Origin of the sequence: Lysinibacillus sp. OL1, assembly GCF_004332175.1 — a bacterium.
Lineage (GTDB): Bacteria > Bacillota > Bacilli > Bacillales_A > Planococcaceae > Lysinibacillus > Lysinibacillus capsici.
Map to the genome: position 1 here is coordinate 109,940 of NZ_SJDS01000002.1, position 18,715 is coordinate 128,654.

The window sequence follows — 18,715 nt, forward strand, 5'->3', positions numbered from 1 at the left end:
AAATTAAAAACATTTTTATTGGAATCATATTTTTTGTTGTCCTAATTTTAGGGACATCATTCGTAATTGATACAATATTGATCGATGGATTAAAAGTTGATAATGGACTTATAGGTAGTATAGTGGGTGGGATAATAGGAATGGTAGGCGTAATTGTAACTACTTCTTTCATTATCGAAGCAAACAAAAAATCAGTGGAGGATTCGTTAAAAAAACAAGATAAGCAGGCAAGGGATAGAGATTACATTGCATTAATTCTTACCAAAGCAGAAGCGTTGAACCATGAAATTATAAAATCTACTCAAATCTACAAAAAATAATGGATAATTTCAGAATTACTAATAATTAACACATATGAGGATAGATTTTCTTTAAAACGTAAAGATGACGAAATTTATGATAGGGCTAAAAGGGATTTGGTCAAAAACAATCTGAAACTCGAAAAACTGCGAAACGAATTAATGGTTTGTTTAAATACTTTAATAATAGAAAATATTTACATTGGAATTTTATCAGACCAAATTAATGGTTACGAACATACAATTAATCGGAATATCGAAATAATAATTAATAGTTTAGATTCGATAGGTAATTTAAATGAACTAGAAGAAACGTTCCGATGGCATAATAAGTATTACATAAAGGATTCAAATAAATTACTAAAAGATTTGAATGATTTTGTTGTAGAAAAACTGAGCGAATTAAGAAAAGGCGTAAGTTGAATACTTTACTAATCAATAAAGGGTTGATTTCAAACAAATTTTTCTAATAGGAGCGTGTAAAATGAATTTAAAAGAAAAGTTGATATTAATAAAAGAAAATGGGTACCAAGTACCTCCCGATAGATTTCAGTTGATACTAGAAATGATAAATAACATTGGCTCTTTGAATGCCCAACTACGTGATGAGCTAATTTATACAACCTTATCACACTGGATTCCTGATAAATCTCTCACCGCAAACGAACTAGAACAACTTTTACCGGTTGTTTTGGATAAAAACCATTTGCTTTTTAAGCTCGGTGAAACAAATACAGACTCTGTCTTCACTCGGTCTTTCTCCATGCTAGTCATACCGCTCCTCTTAACGAGGCATAGAGAATCACCATTTCTCTCAAGAGAGCAAATTCATCACATAAAAGAGAAAGTATTTTACAATGTACAAGAAGAGCGAGATTACCGTGGGTATGATGAAGAAAAAGGCTGGGCTCATGCCATAGCCCATGCAGCAGATGCTTTAGATGATTTGGCTCAATGTTCCGAACTGGATAAAAGCGACCTCTTAACTATCCTCGATTTGGTTTACGAAAAGATGACTATAACAGAGCGAATTTACTCCGATGGGGAAGATGAGAGAATGGTCAAATCCATAATTAGTGTTTTAAATAGAAAAATACTTAGTCAGACTTGTGTAGAGCAGTGGATTCAAAGTTTTGGTGATGTGGAGAAAAATTCAGAATTTCTCCCTGCCTTTAAGCAAAAAAATAATATAAAGAACTTTTTGAAAAGTTTATACTTTCGAGTTAAATTTTACAAAGCGGATGCCGTTCTCTGCTCCACTATCGAGCAGACATTATATAAAGTAGAAAAAGTATACTATTCCTAATTTAAAAAGTGTCGAATAAAAAAAGAATATCTTCATAATGAAAAGAGAATTATATTATTTATTTAGTAATATAAGTATTGATTAGAATTATAAGGAGAGTTTCTGTGGATTCTAAAGTTTCTATCCAAGTTCAAAGTTTTTTAAATGAATATTTATCGTTATTTGAAAATCAAATTCCTAATACACTGGATGCATTATATTTACATGGTTCAATTGCTCTTCATGCTTACATAGAAGGTTCTAGTGATATTGACTTTATTGCTGTTGTAAATCGATCCCTAACTGAATCAGATGTGAAAATAATATCTGATCTTCATGAAAACTTAAATCAAAAATATAAGAAAACAGTAATGGATGGGTGTTATTTACTAGATAAAGATGTTGGTAAGAAACAATTTGAGATAGAGAATTGTTTATACGTAAATGAAGGTAAAACAAAATGGAGTAATGATGGTACTAACCCTATTACTTGGTGGATTTTAAAAACCAAAGGAATCACTATAAAGGGTACAGATGTTACCACACTAGTGTTTAATGTTGATGAAAGTATATTAATTGATTATGTTTTAGATAATATGAATACCTATTGGTTAAATCGATTAAAGACATTAAAAAAATATAAGACCCTAGCTCTTCTGTTACCAAATAAAATTGTCGATATGGAAGTAGAGTGGTCTGTTACAGGGATGTTACGTCAATTTTATACACTTAGAGAATATGATATCGTTTCAAAGGTAGATGCTAGTAAATATGCAATCAATCATATACCAGAAAGATGGCATAACCTTATAAAAGAAGCTATTAGTATTAGAGAAGGATTACACATACGTTATTATAGATCAAAAAAACAACGTATTGATGATACTATCCAGTTCATGAATTACATACTCAATGCTTGCAATAGTATTGAGAAATAATAAACGAATCAATGTTTAGATGTGATATATGTTACAAACATTATATACCTTACAAATTAGGTAGTAAAAAAATTTATCTTGTAAAATGGGAGATAGAACGGTTCAGCAGAGTTTTCCTCCTTTGGTATTTAAAGGAGCTGAATTATTAGGGAAAGCCAGACGGAGTACCTACCTGCGCCAAGCAAATTAGTTCAGAGCATGACATACATGGCTGGCCTATATTTTTTTAGAGATAAGGCAATGCGCCAGTTTACTTGTTTTGTTAAGAATAATATGTATAAAAATAAATCATTCCCTTGTTCAAAGATCACTTAATATAGTGGTCTTTTATTTATTTATGATAGCTATTTATTACATTCAGGTTTAGTAAAATTGTCTATTTCATTTATCCCTCATTGAATAATGTAATAAAACAAAGAGGATGATAAAATGCGTTTCGACAATCTCAATAGAAGTGAAAAAGAGCCAACTAATAATAGAGTTAGCAGAATTCATGAAGATTGGGAGGTAAGTTGTAATAACAAGAATGTCCATCAAGGAGTACAGGTACCACAACAACCTATTGGTAGTGATCACGACTTTAAATGCTTTGGATGTTCTTACTTTAAGGAATATTAAAACACTCCCGTATCTTTATTAAATACTACAGCTGGTGGTAGTTCAGTTATCAGCGCGTCTATTGTAATTTTAAGATTGACATAACGGTTTTATTGCGAGTCACATCTAATAAGGTGGGCTTTTTGTATTTATAAATTAGTATAGTTCGAATTTTGAAAGGAGTGGTTTATATGTGAACTTCGTCCATTTTTCATAATGTCAGTCAAACTTACTACAAGTGCAAGAAAATGCACTAAACACAATTCGTTACAGGAATAACGTGGTGCGCTCTACCACGAGCAGGAAAAGAGCACTACCATAATATCAAAGTTTTCATCTTCGGATCGAGGCTTTTTATTGTGTTTTATATTTCTTGTAATTACAATACATTCCATTTGCCTTATAATATATATAGGTATATTGGGGGTGTTAAAGGTGCTTAGAATATTTGAGATGAATGATGTGGAAATGAAAATGTTAGAAGAAGTTAAAAATGGAAGAACTGAAATTCTTTTTAGTAACAAAATTAATGATGTACCAAGAGAAGAACTACAAGGGATATACATGTTAATAAGCTTCGGGTATATACAAGGAGATGATTATTCTGATGAAGACAAATTTGGATTTATCCATCTAACCTTAACAGATAAAGGTAAGTGGCGGATGGGGAATGAATTGAAATTTACATTTCAACAAAGTTAAAGAATGAATAATACATAGATACAAAAGTCGCACTCAATATGAGTTGAGGCTTTTTATTTTGCTTTGAAAACTGCATCAAACAGCCATACAAATAAAATGGACTGGTTTACGGGTGACCAAGTATCTCAGGAAGATTAGATACCAAGGAGCGCTGGCATGTACTAGTAACCGATGGGGTGGAGTTAGGTGTGGTTTTGAAAGTGGGGTTTGTAGTATATGGTTCCAAATTATTCCCTTCCTGATTATTATAGTGTGTAAGGGGATTATGTGACTGTAAGTTCGTTCTTGCTAATAATACTGAAGGAGTGTTCTTATGAATAAATTTTCTATGTATTCAATAATTCTTGGGGTTATCGGTATACTATTATTTATCGCATCAGGCATCGCCGCGATACAAAGGGGAATGGAAAACTATTCCGTTATGCAGTTAACACTTTTTTATGTATTTTTTGCTACAGGGATACTTTGTTTCATTCTGAGCTTTATGTTAGGGTTATTTGGTTTTAGGAAGAATGTAGGGGATAAGAGATTAAAATATGTAGGTCTTCTTTTGGTGCCGATTATTGTAATTACTAGTGTGATTTTTGGATTGTTTATAGCTTGGACTGCTTTTGGTTAATTGCGTTTATAGATAAAGAAAAAAGAATCAAAATTTATGAAGCCATCTTAGGAAGTCTTTTTCTTTTGCCCTGATGATCGTAGCAGATCAAGAGAATGATATGAAAAACCCCATCTAGAAAAGCTGATTCGTATGTTATTAATGGCCGAAAAGGAGCTAGGAGGACGTATTAACCCTGAATCATTAGAGTGAGAAATACAATTTAACCCTCTTTGGAACGTTGATGCTAAAACAGATGCTGAAATACGCAAGTTAGTTGCTGAAATTGACCAGATTTACTTACTCAATAATATTATTACTGCTGATGAAATCCGCGAGGCATGCTTTGGTCAGTTTGGGTTGTCAGATCTCTTAAATGAAGTGGAGATGAAGCTGATTTGAAGAACCTTGCTGTTAAAGTATACAAAGGGTATCATGACCGCCATGAGTAAAAAGGTTCCGATAACACGTTTCCCAGATGCAGCAGCCGTTACGTACAGTCGCGACATCCGAAAAATGATTCTTGAGTTGGGAGATGAAACCTTAAAGCAGTTTGAAAAGTATGTAGTGCCATTGTTAAACGTTCAAAGACAGGACTCAATAGAATACTTAGGTGTTGGGATATTCGACAATATCAAACGAATGTTTAAAGTATTAGCGAATAAAGCTTCTAAGTCGTTCAGTGAGCGGAGAAAGCTTTCAGCAGCTAAAAGATTTGTGAATATCGTTAATCGGTTTAATAGACATAATATTGCTAAACAACTTGTTGTAAGAGGGATTGATCTGGCACAACGAGAACCTTGGTTAGAGACATTCATAGTCAATAAAATCAAAGACAATGTGAATTACATCAAAAACATTGAAGAAGATTATCGGAGAGAGGTTGAGGATGTCGTTCGAGATGGTGTTCAAGAAGGGCAATCTATCAAACAGATACGTGAGTCCATACTAGAACGAGTAGATGTTGCTGAAAGTAGAGCGCAATTCTTAGCTGTTGACCAAGCAGGCTCTATCTTAGGGCAAATGACAGCTCAACGTCATCAGAATATAGGTATTGAAAAATTCGAATGGTATGATTCAGCTGATGAACGAGTACGAGATACGCATAAAAGGCTTAGCGGAAAGGTATTTTCATATGATGATCCACCTACTGTAAATGGAAGAGTGGTATTGCCTGATGAGGATTATCGTTGTAGGTGTGTGGCTATTCCAGTTTTTGATGATGATTAACTGTAATGTATGTTAAAATATCCCTTATACTGAGTGGAGGGATACATATGTTAAATAAAAAAGCACAAAAAGTACGACGAAAAAAAGTCAAGGATATAAATAAATTAACAACAAAAAGATTGGTTACAGACTCAAGTGTTAATAATAATTTAAAAGTAACATTATCAGAAGCAATAGATAATTACATTATAGGAAGTAATCATTCTTCTCAAATTATGGCAGCTTCATTTATAGAAAAACTTTTAAAAGTAGAATTTAAGGCTCAATATGTTAGAGGTTTAAGTTTGAATGATTTTTTAAAAGTATGTAAAGAAAATAACCTTTTAGATGAAAAATTGATAGATAAAATTAATAATACTAGAGCTTTGAAGAATATAAACACACATCAAGCAAATGCTGATAACATGGTATCTCCGTTAATAACTTATCTGCTTGATGGTAAAACCGAAGCGAGTAAAGAAGCGTATAAAGCATTAAAATTATGTAAGAAATTATATAAAGTTTTAAATAAATAGACTACTCTTTTGAGTGGTTTTTTTATTTATTGGAAATAGGTTAATTGACAATTTTTTTAAATACCTCTTTTTAGCAACTCTTCGAAGAAGCTTGAACTTTAAATTTTAGAAAGGGGTGAAACGTTGAAACTATAACGCTATGACACATCATATATAAAAGATTACATGGAAACACCAGAAGGGTATTTAACGGTCAATGTACCGATTACTCGCCCTGGTGTTTCGTATCAACGACAAGATGGAAAGTTCAGATGGAGGCAAAATAGCCTGACGAAATCTTTAGTGACCGTACAATACGTTCTGCACGTTCTAAGCCCGTTACTGACGGTCATCCTAATGAGCCAGTAACAATTGATAACTATCAAGCCTATGCAAAAGGTATGAGCCATACAGATTCTCGTGTAGAGGACTTCAAACTCTATATTTCGTTAACTGTTACAGATAGGACTCTCATAAAAAGGATACATAATTGATAATTATAATGCTAAAACAAGTAAGACGATAAAACTTAATAAAAACACTGTAAACACGCCTATTTTGCAATCTGTAGCGAGGTATAAAATCTCCCCTCCTAAAGGTTCCACAAGAGGCGTTTTAATTTGGATACAACGGGATGAAGACCTTGATTTAACGGTTGAGTTATCCATGACATTGGCTGGCGAGCAGGAGCAATATATATATAACTTGAAGCTAACCCGAATACATTGTAGAGGTCTGAGAGGGGATTGTTGAAGATGAATATTACCATGAAACTGTAGAACCGAAGGATAATATCATTCTTAAACTGACTACTTCTAGAGCTATTGTAAATATAGACGATAAAATCTATTTAGTATGGGGAGTGTTGGAATAATAGTAGGAAGAAAAGGCTACCTAACGGAGAATTAGGTCCACTAGAAAAGGTTGGATCGATACCCACAACCGAAGAGCAAGTCATGGAATTAGGTGAACAACTAATACAGGATAAGATTAAAGGCATTTAAAAGGACCTCCTGATCAATAACCTTGGCTCTCAGCTTACACAACTAAAATTAGATGTCATTTCAATGAAAGGTGGTGGGGGATGATGAAGTTTTGGCAAATCGCTTTCATGTTTAAGTGGGTAACAGCTGAACAACTACGAATTGCAGTTAAAACAGATGCAAATCCTTATGGTAAGATTACACCTGAAGAGTACGAAAAAATCACAAAATTAGAATTTTAAGGTGCCAGTTATTTGACTAACTGACACCTTATTAACCTACTTAAAGATAAGGGACTTTTGATGTTATTGGATTAAGTCCAACATACCCATTTCTTGGTTTCCAACCAGCAAAATCAGAGTCCTTTTGAGAATATTTAGGTTGAACACCTTCTAGAAGGTTATCCATATAAACAAGGTGAATGTAGATAGCTTGAATAGTTCTATCTTTATGGATTAGTGGACAGTTATTCTTTAGAAAAACTGCATAATCATATGTCCACTTCATCATAGCTTGATGATTAGGTAAACTGTATAAAACTTGTCGATAAAAATCGATGCATGGTCCAGCAAAAAAATCTTGTTCGGTAATTCCATATGGTGGTTTTTTCATAAAAAATTGACCTCCGTCGCTTTAATTTATTTCGAAAAATAAAATGGTTAAATATGGTGGTTTTTTTTATTTTTCGTTGATAACATAATACGAGAAATAAGAGTGAATATTTACATTAAATATGAATTAATAAATAATGTGTTTTTTATGTTATGAGAGCAATCGAGATGGGCAACGGTACATGTTACGGAATCTCGATGCTTCTCATGGCTTTTTATTTTAAATAGGGCAAAGGATTGGTGATGTAAAGGATCCAGTAACAGCAGCAAGTCAGGTAGTAAATTCACAAGTAGTATGGTCAATTATGTGTATTTGTTTAGTAGTTTATGTTTTTTGGAATTCTGCCAAAAGTGAACAAAAACTAATGGAAAATTTAGAAACGTTAACAGCAGCCCAAGGTGAACAAGTTAACGCAATGCGTGAAATAAGTATATTTGGCTTTTGAGAAAGCTTGATAAAGATGCTGGAATACCTGTACTTGATGGTAGTGGTAATGGTATCAAGTCCCATAGATGGATTACTGACAATTTATAAGGTACAACACATAGAGAACCGTATTCATATCTGGAGAGTATGGGAATATCAGAGACACAATTTAAGTTAGATATAAAAAAATGGAATTGAAAAGGAGATAGTCAACGTGGGTAAACCTTTAGAAACAAAAGTCATGTTGAATGATGCGAAGATGATTCCTGCAAAGATTGTAGATGGTAGGACCTATGTACAAGTACGAGAAATAGCAGATATGTTAAATTTGAAGCTAGTCTATAATGATGATAGCAAAAAAAACAAAATTGTACGAGGTAGAATGATAAAAAGACCAAGACAGCTATATATCGCGTTTTGGCCTTTCTTTAATATTATAATGGGATAGCCATTACCCAATCAGATACTTCACCTAAAAATAAAAAGCAGGCTAAAGCGATTATTATATGCTTGTAACTCTTAGTATTGTGCTTCAAATTTAAGTACAACATGCGCCCACATATTGTTAATGCTACCGTCTGTATGGCAAAAATGATCAGTAATATACAAAATATAATTGTTGCAGCTATCACTATACATTCACCTCCAATCTAATAACAGGTAAGTATGAAAAAACCCCAATACCGCTCATTATGAGTCTAGTATTGGGGTTTTCCCAGTACGCTATCATTTAATTATTCCAATTATACAGTAAATAACAACAAAGGTAAATATAATACTTCTATTTTGGAGTTTTACCTAAGTAGTTTTATAAATTGGAAAATAAAATGGTTGATTTCGATTATAACAGTGTAAACACTAGAAATGGCTCGGATTTTTCCTCCAAGCCATTTTGATGTGAATTATTGTGCGAATCATCCTTTGCAAATTTTGCGATTTGATATCCTAAATTACAATCGTTTCATCCCTTAATAATTTATTGGACTTTCTTTTTAGAAGTAGTTATTTTTTGAGTTTATTTTCCAAAGGAATTTTCCTTTTGCCATCACCCGACAATTTTCAACTTCAACATAATACTCGTTATCAAGAGTATCATAGACATATAGTTTAAAATTTAAAGGGAGATTGGTATATCCATATTCGTTCATCTCAAGGATTAAACAATCATTTGAAGTAAAACCAAAGGCAAAGTAATCCGTAATCTCGGTCATTGCAGGAATAGAAAGGCGGAAATCTGCACCTATATGATTTTTGTCGAAACCATATAAACGGTGAATAGTTCTTACTTGTTTATTGTCCCAAACTTCTAAAAAGGCAGAACGAATAGAAATCGGAAATTCTGTACAGTTTCTAAACGAACACTCCAAACTAGCATGCCCACTTTCTGAATCAACAGCGGCCAAATATTTATCAAGAATATGTATTTCAAATTGCCCTTGTTTAAAGAAATAATCGAAATCTGCTCTTGTCGCATGTTCATTTTTACTACCTTTTCTTACATAACAAAAGCCTTTATGTAGAGAACCGTATTTTTTTTTCATTAAATAGGGCTGCTCTTTAGGCTCGGTGATTTCAAGTATAGCCAATCGTTTTTCTTGGTAGCTTATATACGTAAGATTGCAGATTAATTGTGGTTCAATATTTTCTAATACAATCTCCTGATAAGTAGCTGCATCAACTGGATTGCTAAGCTCAAATATTTCTTTAATTTGCAGTGCATTTTCTTTCACACCAAATACAATATATCTTGAACCTTTTATTTTTGCATTAGCCATTGCTAATACATCTTTTAGTAATTCTTCATAGCTTTGTTTTACATATAAGCCTTTTTTGAAGTCCAGCCCCTCATGTTCAGTTTGATTAAGTAAAGATTCTAAAAATACTTCGTTCATGTTCATGCCCCCTCTTCTACAAATTTTACCACTTTTATAATTTTGATTAAAATTACAAGTTTTACAGAAGTTCCAAATTATTTTTTGGGTATATTTATTATTAGTTATAAATAGACTTGAGGAAATTATAGTATAATTTTTTTTGTATTAAATTATAAAGTTTTTATGAATAATTTTAAGGAGATTATGTTTTTAAAGCGCTTAATTATAACTTTGGTAAATATAAAATAGAAGGAGTGATTTGATGGAGTACAATAATGAATCATTTATTTCATTAAGGTATACTAAGGATGATTTTTTAGATTTAAGGCTTTGTTTGAATTCAGATGATAATTGGGATACAGCTATAGAAATTTTTCAAGATAGAATTCAAGGTAGATATTTTAATGTAATAGATGAATTAATTCAAAGAGAAGAGTTAATGAGAGATGGTTTTATAATAATGGCTCTGAATTGTTTATTAATTGAAACGCTTCTTCAATTTAAAAATGGTTGGGATGAGACAGAGGGCGGAAATAAAAGAAGTTATTCAGATTTTTTAGTAAGCGAATTTCCCCGTATCTTTAATTTAAGCTTGGCAGGCAAGTTTTATTCAGATATAAGATGCGGAATACTTCATTCTGCACAAACTAAAGGGAAAAGTAAATTAACTTTTAATGAAGATTATGTAGTAAAGCTAGTGAAATATCAAAATAAAGAGTATGTCAAAGTAGATGTAAAAAATTTCACAACGGAAATTAGAAATTATTATAATAGATACTTAAAAATGATTGAAAATAATAAAGGTGATATAAGAGAGAATTTCAGAAAAAAAATGATGTACATTTGTTTAAAATAGAACTTTTAACTTAGACTAACGTATAATAAATAATTATTGAAATCTTCCACCATCGGGCGCATTGTTGAGCAAGAAGATAAAGGTGATACATATTATATATGACTAATATGTATCACCCTTTATATTTTATTGCCTTTACAAGACAAATATGGTTCTATATAGTTTGCTAGTAGCTAATGATAATTCTAAAGTAGAAGTTGTTGTAGATATGTTTTTTGTTATGATTTCTACTATTATTATATATATTTCCAGGTGAAGTTTCTACTGGGGTACGTTTTTTAAGAAAAATTCATGTACCCCAGTTTGTACCCCACATCGTACCCCAGTTAAATACGCTTAGATACACTTCGTTAGACAGGTATAGAAACCTTCATTAATACAAAACCTTGATATTATGCACATCAAAAAATTAAAAACATCAGGATAGAAACCAAGGTCATAAGTTATGCTTATCAAAAAAGATAATATTAATGTAATTTACTTATGAATATAAATGCGCTATCATGGGTATTGGAGAAAAGATGCTACACATTTTTAAAGCCTTTTCAAAAAGATATATTAGGGGGATCCGCAAATGGCACAAGGTAATTTACACAACAGCCGTGCATCATTCGAAGTGAATGGTAAAACTTACAATTACTATGACTTAGCTGCGATTGAAAAAGCTGGCGTTGCAAAAGTTTCAAACCTTCCTTACTCAATCAAAGTATTATTAGAATCTGTTTTACGTCAATATGATGCGTATGTAATTAAAGAAGAGCACGTAAACGAATTAGCAAAATGGGGCAATGGTGCTGATCCAGAAGCTGAAGTACCATTCAAGCCTTCTCGCGTTGTATTACAAGACTTTACTGGTGTACCAGTAGTTGTTGACCTTGCATCTCTTCGTTCTGCAATGAAAGAAATGGGTGGAGACCCAAGCAAAATCAACCCTGCTATTCCAGTTGACCTTGTAATTGACCACTCTGTACAAGTTGACAAATATGGTAATGCATCTGCATTACAAGCAAACATGGACCTAGAATTCGAACGTAACGCTGAGCGTTATAACTTCTTAAAATGGGCTCAAACTGCTTACAATAACTTCCGTGCTGTACCACCAGCAACAGGTATCGTTCACCAAGTAAACTTAGAGTACTTAGCTCCAGTTGTACACGTAAACGAAAATGCTGATGGCACATTCGAAACATTCCCAGATTCAGTAGTAGGTACTGACTCTCATACAACAATGATCAACGGTATCGGCGTTCTTGGATGGGGCGTAGGTGGTATCGAAGCTGAAGCAGGTATGCTTGGTCAGCCTTCATACTTCCCTATTCCAGAAGTTATCGGTGTTAAATTAGTGGGCGATCTTCCAAACGGAACAACTGCTACTGACTTAGCATTAAAAGTAACACAAGTATTACGTCAACGTGGCGTAGTTGGTAAATTCGTTGAGTTCTTCGGACCTGGCGTATCTAAATTACCACTAGCTGACCGTGCGACAATCTCTAACATGGCTCCTGAATATGGTGCTACATGTGGTTACTTCGCAATCGACGAAGAATCATTAAACTACATGCGTTTAACTGGTCGTGACGAAGAGCACATTGCGGTTGTAGAAGCTTACTTAAAAGCGAACCACATGTTCTTTGATCCAACATTAGAGCCAGTTTACACAGACGTTTTAGAAGTAAACTTAGCTGAAATCGAACCAAACCTTTCTGGTCCTAAACGTCCACAAGACTTAATTCCACTATCTCAAATGCGTTCTCGTTACAAAGAAGCAGTAGTGGCACCACAAGGTACACAAGGTTTCGGTTTAACAGAAGATGAATTCGAAAAAACTTCTGTAGCGAAATTCGCTGAAGGCGATGTAGAAATTCCAACAGGTGCTGTTGCGATTGCTGCGATCACTTCTTGTACAAATACTTCTAACCCATACGTATTAATTGCTGCGGGCTTAGTGGCGAAAAAAGCTGTAGAAAAAGGTCTGACAGTGCCGAAATGGGTAAAAACTTCTTTAGCACCAGGTTCTAAAGTTGTAACTGGTTACCTTGAAGATTCAGGTTTACAAACATACCTTGACCAAATCGGTTTCAACACTGTAGGTTACGGTTGTACAACATGTATCGGTAACTCAGGTCCATTATTACCTGAAATCGAAGAAGCAATTAAAGCAAATGACTTATTCGTAACTTCAGTTCTTTCTGGTAACCGTAACTTTGAAGGTCGTGTACACCCACTTGTAAAAGCTAACTACTTAGCTTCTCCACCACTTGTTGTTGCTTATGCACTTGCTGGTACAGTGGATATCGATCTACAAAAAGATTCATTCGGTAAAGACAAAGATGGTAACGAAGTATTCTTCGCTGATATCTGGCCTTCAACTGAAGAAGTTAATGCAGTATTAGGTACTGTTGTTAACCGTGAGTTATTCCAAAAAGAATACGAAACTGTATTCACAGCGAACGAAAAATGGAATGCAATTGAAACATCAACTGAGTCTCTATACACATTTGATGACAAATCAACTTACATCCAAAACCCACCATTCTTCCAAGGTCTTGCAAAAGAGCCAGAAGCTATTAAAGGCTTAGACGGCTTACGCATTATGGCGAAGTTCGGTGACTCAATCACAACTGACCATATTTCTCCAGCTGGTGCAATCGGTAAAGATACACCTGCAGGTAAATATTTAATTGAAAACGGTGTTGCAATCCGTGACTTCAACTCTTACGGTTCTCGTCGTGGTAACCACGAAGTAATGATGCGTGGTACATTTGCAAACATCCGTATCCGTAACCAAGTTGCTCCTGGTACAGAGGGTGGATTCACTACTTACTGGCCAACAGGCGAAGTAGAGTACATCTATGACGCATGTATGAAATACCAAGAGCAAGGTACTGGCTTAGTCGTACTTGCTGGTAACGACTACGGTATGGGTTCTTCTCGTGACTGGGCTGCGAAAGGTACATTCCTACTTGGCGTGAAAACTGTTATCGCACAATCTTACGAGCGTATCCACCGTTCTAACCTAGTAATGATGGGTGTTCTTCCACTTCAATTTATGCCAGGTGAATCTGCTGATACATTAGGCTTAACTGGTAAAGAAGAAATCTCTGTTAACATTACTGACAACGTAAAACCACGTGAAATCTTAACAGTAACTGCTAAATCTGAAGACGGCACAGTTAAAACTTTCCAAGCTTTAGCTCGTTTCGACTCAGAAGTAGAGGTAGACTACTACCGCCATGGTGGTATCCTACAAATGGTTCTACGCGCAAAAGCTGCTGAGTAATCATTGCCCTAAAAACCGATCTCTTTGGAGGTCGGTTTTTTTATTTATTACGAGAGTGATGGATAGAAGTGACCAAAATATGTATAAATAGCACCAAATGACGGATTTAATGGATAATTATAATTTAATTTCCAATGAACCTAGCATTTTTCCAATTCTTTCGCTAAAATTAATAGGTAAGCATTAAATTTACATAAACGGGGGACGATTGATTATGACAAAGAAAAAACATAAGTTTTATACGGCGGCAACAGCGGCAATGGCGGTTACTGCTGTTGCGGTAGTACCTGTATCGGCGGCTAGTCCATTTTCAGATGTGAGTGAGGATTATGCGCATTTTAATAGTATTTCTACATTGCATGCAGCAGACATCATTAATGGTTTTCCAGATGGTACATTTAAGCCTTCAAAGGATGTGACACGTGGACAGGCAGCAAAGATGATCGCAAGTGCTTTTCATCTAACTACAACGGATACGGCTGTCGAGAATCCGAATTTCAAGGATGTTGACTCATCTAGCCCATACTATAAAGCGATTGTTACATTAGTTAATCTTGGCGTTGTACAAGGCTATGAGGATGATACATTCCGTCCAGATGACACAATTACTCGTGGTCAAATGGCGGTAATGGTAGCAGAGGCTGCAGGTTTAACAGCAGAAGGTAAAAGTCCATTCACAGATGTACAGTCAGATAGTCCATTTGCAGATGCAGTAACAGCTCTGTATGAGGCGGGCATTGCGAAGGGTGTAACTGCCACAGAATTTGGTGTAGATAAAAATGTTACTCGTGGTCAGTTAGCAACATTTATTGTGAACGCATTAGGCTTAGCTGAGGATACACAGCCTACAACAGAAGTAAAAGAGGAAGAGCCTAAAGAGGAGCAAGTAACAGAAGAACAACCTACTACAACAAAGGATAGTGCTTTGTTAGAGGAAGTATTTACGAAAACATTAGCCAAGCAAAAAGAGCTAAAAAGCATGAAGGCTACCATGACGATCTCTCAGACAGTAGAGGCAAACGATGGTAAGGAAACTATGAAAATGGATTCTAAAGGCAACATGAAGATGGAAATTGTTACAGAGCCAATGCAATTCTTTGCTGATGGTTCAATGGCTTTAACAGATCCAACAAGTGGTGAAGCGATTAATTTGCCGATTAAAATGTATATGACGGCTAAAGATGGTATGTATATGTATGAGGCAGAACAAAAGGCCTGGGTAAAGTTCCCGAAACAATTATTTGAAGATGTACTGAGCCAAACAGGGATGCAGCCAGATGCAACTGAACAATTGGAGATGCTACAAGCATTTGCCGAAGATTTTACAATAGTAGAATCAGCAAATCGTTATGAATTAACATTAAAAGGCTCTGGCGATAAATTCACAGAGCTAGTGAAGCAGCAACTTGGCGCAATGGATTTAGGAATGGAAGCGGATCTAGAGGCACAATTAGGCAATATTTCCTTTGATGGTCTCACATATAAATTATTGATTAATAAAGAAACATTCGATGTAGAAGAAATTGCTATGGATATGACATTAAAGATGCAAGTAGAAGGCAATTCGATCAAAACAAGGCAGCAAACAACGATCAAATATCATGATTTCAATGCGGTAACGACAATTACGATTCCAAAAGATGTGCTAGACAATGCAAAGGAAATGGATTTGAGTGCATCCGAAACAGCACCAGTAAGTAAATAATACAAAAAGTAGGTTTATGCCAAGTATATTGGTGTAAGCCTACTTTTTTTATGCTTTAGTGGAAGCCCATTAATTCTTTTACTTTCGCTGTGTTTGGAGCAGATGTTAGAGTTTCTAGTAAGCGAAAGGCAACATCAAAGGCTGTTCCTGGATTGGAGGAGGTGATGATATGATCAGTTTGCACAATGCGCTTGTTGACAATTGTTGCGCCATAGCCCTTTAGCTGTGCTAAACGTTTACTTGTTGGATGATTATAGGTTGTTGCTTGACGATGCTGAAGAATTCCACTGTGGCCTAAAATAAGAGAAGCTACACAGATTGTTGCAATCGGTTTTTTGTGTTCATCAAAGTGGCGAACGACTGCCTGAAATTCCTCGCTAAACGCATCCTCATAAAAACCAGCTTCCTCAAAGCCTCCAGGAATCGCTAATGCATCAAAATCCTCTACTACAATTTCATGGAGCAATTTTTCAGGAGTGACTTTAAAATTCCAGGTGCATTCCAGCTGTTCATGCAGGCCGACCGTAACCACATCTGTTGTACCATCACCTTCCCACTTATTCCACCCGAGCACATCGGTAAATACGCTTGCCTCCACCGCTTCAAAGCCATTTGCTAATAGTAACAATATTTTTTTCATATTTATTTTGCCTCCTTTATTGCTTTTATTGTAAACAAAAGGGAGAAAAGATTACATACGTTGTATAATGGATTTTAGGTGAAAAACTTTATTTGAAAAGGTATTATGTCATAAATAATTTATTTAGAAAGGTGATGGACCATGGATCATATTGATACACAAATTTTACAGCAGTTACAGCAAAATGCCAAAATCTCGATGAAGGAATTAGCCACTACCGTTCATTTATCCTCTCCTGCCGTTATTGAAAGAGTCAAAAAGCTAGAGGAGCAGGGTGTAATTGAAGGCTATCATGCAAAGGTAAATCTGAAAAAGATGGAGCGTACGATTGAAGCCATTATTTTATTTAAGTCCATTGATTGTAAAAGTCTTTCTTCATTTTGTAATGCTCATCCTGATGTTTTGGCATGTTATCGAGTGGCTGGGGAAATTAGCTATATTGTTAAATTAGCGACCTATTCAGTAGAAACATTGGAACAATTTATTGATGCGGCTATGCCCTATGGCACACCTTCTACTAATATCGTATTATCTTCAACGGAAAAACAGGTGATTACACCATTTGCTGACAATGATTTGGAGTAAATGACAAAAAAGGCAAACCTCGAAGCCGTGAGCACCGTTTACAGGGTAGAGAGGAGGAAGAATGTTGCTAATTCATGAACTGGAAAGAATAATGGAACAGCATACAGAGAGGCTTATTCGTCTTGCCTTTTACTATGTTAGAGATTTACAAAGTGCTGAAGATATCGTACAGGATGTCTTTATTAAGTTCTATGATAATCAGCAAAACTATGAGGAACGTGGGGAGCTAAAGGCGTATTTATCAAAATTAGTTAGTAATCGAAGTAAAGATTATTTACGTAGCTGGACCTATCGGAAAATTCAAGTGCAACAGAAGATTTTTCCGCAGCAAACCGTTATGAGAAGAGATATGCTTGTACAGCAAGATGAACGTACTTTGATTGAAAATGCGATTCTAGCTCTCCCTTTCAAACAGCGAGAGGTCATTATACATTTTTATTTTGAAGAAATGTCTGTGGTAGACATTGCAGAGCTGTTAACGATTCCTGAAAGCACCATCAAAACAAGGCTACGTCGTGGGCGAGAGTTATTGAAGCTACAATTACAGCATGTTGAATGGGAGGTGCTCCTGCATGAGTAAAATGGATGCTCGTGTAGTAAGGGATTTATCAGAAAGTAAAAAGCGTGTGATGGCAAATGTGGTTCAGCATTTACAGCAACGCCAAGAAAAAAAATCTGCAAAACGTTGGCCATATGGTGTTTTGGCTATGATTTTAAGTGTCTGCATAGGGCTGTTTATATATCAGCAATATAATGAACAACAACAGCAAGCTTCTACTATTCCACCCGTATTAGATGAGCGGATTTTAGAGCTATATTTACAACTTGATTCTTTTATGAACGGAAAGAATCGTTTATATAAGGCAAGCTTTGATAATTTTTTATATTTTGAATCGACCTTTGCTTATGCGCAATCGAAAAAACTAGTACCTACACAAGAGCAAGTAGATAAGGCACTCGAACAGTTCATGCAAGAGTGGAGCTATGAGGATGATACTCGGCCAACTTATGATAAGCTTCTGCAAATGTTGCAAGTCACAAACGAAGGGTTTATCGAGAACTATGGCAAGCCAATTGCCTATAAAATGGCTACATTTGACTTATTATGGGAGGCAAGTCAAGCCGATTATAAGGATGTAAGTAATCCCATTCGTACATGGCTTGTCGAGCAAGAAGCCATGAATTATTTAGAACAACATTATCATAAAGACATTGCCGCCTTACGAAAAAAATATAAAATCCCTGAAAAGGACAGCCAAATGAAGCTCATCAGAAGTGGAACCGTCTTAGCGATTAAGGAACATGAATTTTTAGTTGTCTCAGGCGTCTTGGCTAGCGAGGTTGGTCAAAAATCTGTCGATGAATTAGTGCAAAAACACAGTAATGGTACATGGTTCCCTCTAGTGGATGTCCCGAAAACACTATCAGTTGGTGATCGAGTAGAAGTTCAGTATAGACAGTCGATTGGGAACGATGATGCTCAGCCATTCATTGATTATAAGGATATCGTAGAGATGAAAATAGTAATAGTAAAGGAATCTCACTAACAAGAAGCTATTCAATAGTAAAACATTTTTGATTCAAATCATTCAGCAGCCACAATATGCTGAT

At 35.0% G+C, this 18,715-nt stretch carries 20 protein-coding genes; 17 read left to right on the top strand and 3 right to left on the bottom strand.

Annotated elements, in window-relative coordinates; genetic code table 11:
- Window positions 1-77 precede the first annotated feature (77 nt).
- The 10 genes from EW028_RS04935 (at window position 78) to EW028_RS04975 (ending at window position 7,368) form a co-directional block, all read left to right on the top strand.
- Window positions 78-320 carry a hypothetical protein gene (locus tag EW028_RS04935; RefSeq protein ID WP_193767321.1) on the top strand — a complete coding sequence of 81 codons (243 nt, stop codon included), beginning with the start codon at window positions 78-80 and terminating at the stop codon, window positions 318-320.
- Between the two features lie 96 nt (window positions 321-416).
- Entirely contained in the window at window positions 417-722 is a 306-nt protein-coding gene (locus tag EW028_RS25165; protein ID WP_193767322.1) for a hypothetical protein, read from the top strand.
- A gap of 61 nt (window positions 723-783) precedes the next feature.
- Entirely contained in the window at window positions 784-1,605 is an 822-nt protein-coding gene (locus EW028_RS04940; protein WP_131520111.1) for a DUF2785 domain-containing protein, read from the top strand.
- A gap of 104 nt (window positions 1,606-1,709) precedes the next feature.
- Window positions 1,710-2,522, top strand: a complete 813-nt coding sequence (locus tag EW028_RS04945) for an aminoglycoside adenylyltransferase domain-containing protein (protein WP_131520112.1) — start codon at window positions 1,710-1,712, stop codon at window positions 2,520-2,522.
- 1,032 nt (window positions 2,523-3,554) lie between these two features.
- The gene (locus tag EW028_RS04950) at window positions 3,555-3,821 is read left to right on the top strand and encodes a hypothetical protein (protein WP_131520113.1); all 267 of its coding nucleotides are present in this window, start codon (window positions 3,555-3,557) and stop codon (window positions 3,819-3,821) included.
- Between the two features lie 313 nt (window positions 3,822-4,134).
- Window positions 4,135-4,440: a hypothetical protein gene (locus EW028_RS04955; protein WP_131520114.1), complete on the top strand. Its 306-nt coding sequence runs from the start codon at window positions 4,135-4,137 to the stop codon at window positions 4,438-4,440.
- Between the two features lie 414 nt (window positions 4,441-4,854).
- Window positions 4,855-5,649, top strand: coding sequence for a minor capsid protein (locus EW028_RS04960; protein WP_131520115.1), 795 nt, complete (start codon window positions 4,855-4,857; stop codon window positions 5,647-5,649).
- A 47-nt stretch (window positions 5,650-5,696) separates the two neighbouring features.
- Window positions 5,697-6,164 carry a hypothetical protein gene (locus EW028_RS04965; protein WP_131520116.1) on the top strand — a complete coding sequence of 156 codons (468 nt, stop codon included), beginning with the start codon at window positions 5,697-5,699 and terminating at the stop codon, window positions 6,162-6,164.
- Window positions 6,165-6,457: 293 nt separating this feature from the next.
- Complete coding sequence (locus EW028_RS26040; protein ID WP_373565028.1) at window positions 6,458-6,637, top strand: DUF2213 domain-containing protein; 180 nt, start codon at window positions 6,458-6,460, stop codon at window positions 6,635-6,637.
- A 593-nt stretch (window positions 6,638-7,230) separates the two neighbouring features.
- A complete protein-coding gene (locus EW028_RS04975; protein ID WP_131520396.1) occupies window positions 7,231-7,368 on the top strand; it encodes an XkdX family protein in 138 nt (45 codons plus the stop codon).
- Between the two features lie 40 nt (window positions 7,369-7,408).
- Here the strand turns inward: EW028_RS04975 and EW028_RS04980 are convergent, their stop codons facing one another.
- The gene (locus tag EW028_RS04980) at window positions 7,409-7,738 is read right to left on the bottom strand and encodes a hypothetical protein (RefSeq protein WP_131520117.1); all 330 of its coding nucleotides are present in this window, start codon (window positions 7,736-7,738) and stop codon (window positions 7,409-7,411) included.
- A 640-nt stretch (window positions 7,739-8,378) separates the two neighbouring features.
- Between EW028_RS04980 and EW028_RS04990 the strand changes: the two genes are divergently transcribed.
- Window positions 8,379-8,612, top strand: coding sequence for a hypothetical protein (locus EW028_RS04990; protein ID WP_131520118.1), 234 nt, complete (start codon window positions 8,379-8,381; stop codon window positions 8,610-8,612).
- A gap of 544 nt (window positions 8,613-9,156) precedes the next feature.
- Here EW028_RS04990 and EW028_RS04995 read toward each other — a convergent pair.
- Window positions 9,157-10,056 carry an AlbA family DNA-binding domain-containing protein gene (locus EW028_RS04995; RefSeq protein ID WP_193767323.1) on the bottom strand — a complete coding sequence of 300 codons (900 nt, stop codon included), beginning with the start codon at window positions 10,054-10,056 and terminating at the stop codon, window positions 9,157-9,159.
- A 244-nt stretch (window positions 10,057-10,300) separates the two neighbouring features.
- Between EW028_RS04995 and EW028_RS05000 the strand changes: the two genes are divergently transcribed.
- From EW028_RS05000 to EW028_RS05010, 3 genes are all read left to right on the top strand, one after another.
- A complete protein-coding gene (locus EW028_RS05000; RefSeq protein WP_131520120.1) occupies window positions 10,301-10,894 on the top strand; it encodes a hypothetical protein in 594 nt (197 codons plus the stop codon).
- Between the two features lie 574 nt (window positions 10,895-11,468).
- Entirely contained in the window at window positions 11,469-14,174 is a 2,706-nt protein-coding gene (gene acnA / locus EW028_RS05005) for an aconitate hydratase AcnA (RefSeq protein WP_048393126.1), read from the top strand.
- A gap of 214 nt (window positions 14,175-14,388) precedes the next feature.
- Window positions 14,389-15,879 carry an S-layer homology domain-containing protein gene (locus tag EW028_RS05010; RefSeq protein ID WP_131520121.1) on the top strand — a complete coding sequence of 497 codons (1,491 nt, stop codon included), beginning with the start codon at window positions 14,389-14,391 and terminating at the stop codon, window positions 15,877-15,879.
- Between the two features lie 55 nt (window positions 15,880-15,934).
- Here the strand turns inward: EW028_RS05010 and EW028_RS05015 are convergent, their stop codons facing one another.
- A complete protein-coding gene (locus EW028_RS05015; protein ID WP_131520122.1) occupies window positions 15,935-16,519 on the bottom strand; it encodes a DJ-1/PfpI family protein in 585 nt (194 codons plus the stop codon).
- A 141-nt stretch (window positions 16,520-16,660) separates the two neighbouring features.
- Here EW028_RS05015 and EW028_RS05020 point away from each other — a divergent pair, with 141 nt between their 5' ends.
- The 3 genes from EW028_RS05020 to EW028_RS05030 all read left to right on the top strand — a co-directional run bounded on the left by EW028_RS05020 (window position 16,661) and on the right by EW028_RS05030 (window position 18,651).
- The gene (locus EW028_RS05020; protein WP_004227844.1) at window positions 16,661-17,104 is read left to right on the top strand and encodes an Lrp/AsnC family transcriptional regulator; all 444 of its coding nucleotides are present in this window, start codon (window positions 16,661-16,663) and stop codon (window positions 17,102-17,104) included.
- A 61-nt stretch (window positions 17,105-17,165) separates the two neighbouring features.
- Window positions 17,166-17,684 carry a sigma-70 family RNA polymerase sigma factor gene (locus EW028_RS05025; protein ID WP_227744868.1) on the top strand — a complete coding sequence of 173 codons (519 nt, stop codon included), beginning with the start codon at window positions 17,166-17,168 and terminating at the stop codon, window positions 17,682-17,684.
- Window positions 17,677-18,651: a DUF3221 domain-containing protein gene (locus EW028_RS05030; RefSeq protein ID WP_131520124.1), complete on the top strand. Its 975-nt coding sequence runs from the start codon at window positions 17,677-17,679 to the stop codon at window positions 18,649-18,651. The genes EW028_RS05025 and EW028_RS05030 overlap by 8 nt, the downstream gene beginning before the upstream one ends.
- Window positions 18,652-18,715 lie beyond the last annotated feature (64 nt).

What these genes read in the sequence shown, in the direction of transcription:
- EW028_RS04940 (WP_131520111.1), top strand. Translation starts at nt 784, where the DNA reads ATGAATTTAAAAGAAAAGTTGATATTAATAAAAGAAAATGGGTACCAA.
- EW028_RS04955 (WP_131520114.1), top strand. Translation starts at nt 4,135, where the DNA reads ATGAATAAATTTTCTATGTATTCAATAATTCTTGGGGTTATCGGTATA.
- EW028_RS04960 (WP_131520115.1), top strand. Translation starts at nt 4,855, where the DNA reads ATGACCGCCATGAGTAAAAAGGTTCCGATAACACGTTTCCCAGATGCA.
- EW028_RS04965 (WP_131520116.1), top strand. Translation starts at nt 5,697, where the DNA reads ATGTTAAATAAAAAAGCACAAAAAGTACGACGAAAAAAAGTCAAGGAT.
- EW028_RS04975 (WP_131520396.1), top strand. Translation starts at nt 7,231, where the DNA reads ATGAAGTTTTGGCAAATCGCTTTCATGTTTAAGTGGGTAACAGCTGAA.
- EW028_RS04980 (WP_131520117.1), bottom strand. Translation starts at nt 7,738, where the DNA reads ATGAAAAAACCACCATATGGAATTACCGAACAAGATTTTTTTGCTGGA.
- EW028_RS04995 (WP_193767323.1), bottom strand. Translation starts at nt 10,056, where the DNA reads ATGAACGAAGTATTTTTAGAATCTTTACTTAATCAAACTGAACATGAG.
- EW028_RS05000 (WP_131520120.1), top strand. Translation starts at nt 10,301, where the DNA reads ATGGAGTACAATAATGAATCATTTATTTCATTAAGGTATACTAAGGAT.
- acnA (WP_048393126.1), top strand. Translation starts at nt 11,469, where the DNA reads ATGGCACAAGGTAATTTACACAACAGCCGTGCATCATTCGAAGTGAAT.
- EW028_RS05010 (WP_131520121.1), top strand. Translation starts at nt 14,389, where the DNA reads ATGACAAAGAAAAAACATAAGTTTTATACGGCGGCAACAGCGGCAATG.
- EW028_RS05015 (WP_131520122.1), bottom strand. Translation starts at nt 16,519, where the DNA reads ATGAAAAAAATATTGTTACTATTAGCAAATGGCTTTGAAGCGGTGGAG.
- EW028_RS05020 (WP_004227844.1), top strand. Translation starts at nt 16,661, where the DNA reads ATGGATCATATTGATACACAAATTTTACAGCAGTTACAGCAAAATGCC.
- EW028_RS05025 (WP_227744868.1), top strand. Translation starts at nt 17,166, where the DNA reads ATGTTGCTAATTCATGAACTGGAAAGAATAATGGAACAGCATACAGAG.
- EW028_RS05030 (WP_131520124.1), top strand. Translation starts at nt 17,677, where the DNA reads ATGAGTAAAATGGATGCTCGTGTAGTAAGGGATTTATCAGAAAGTAAA.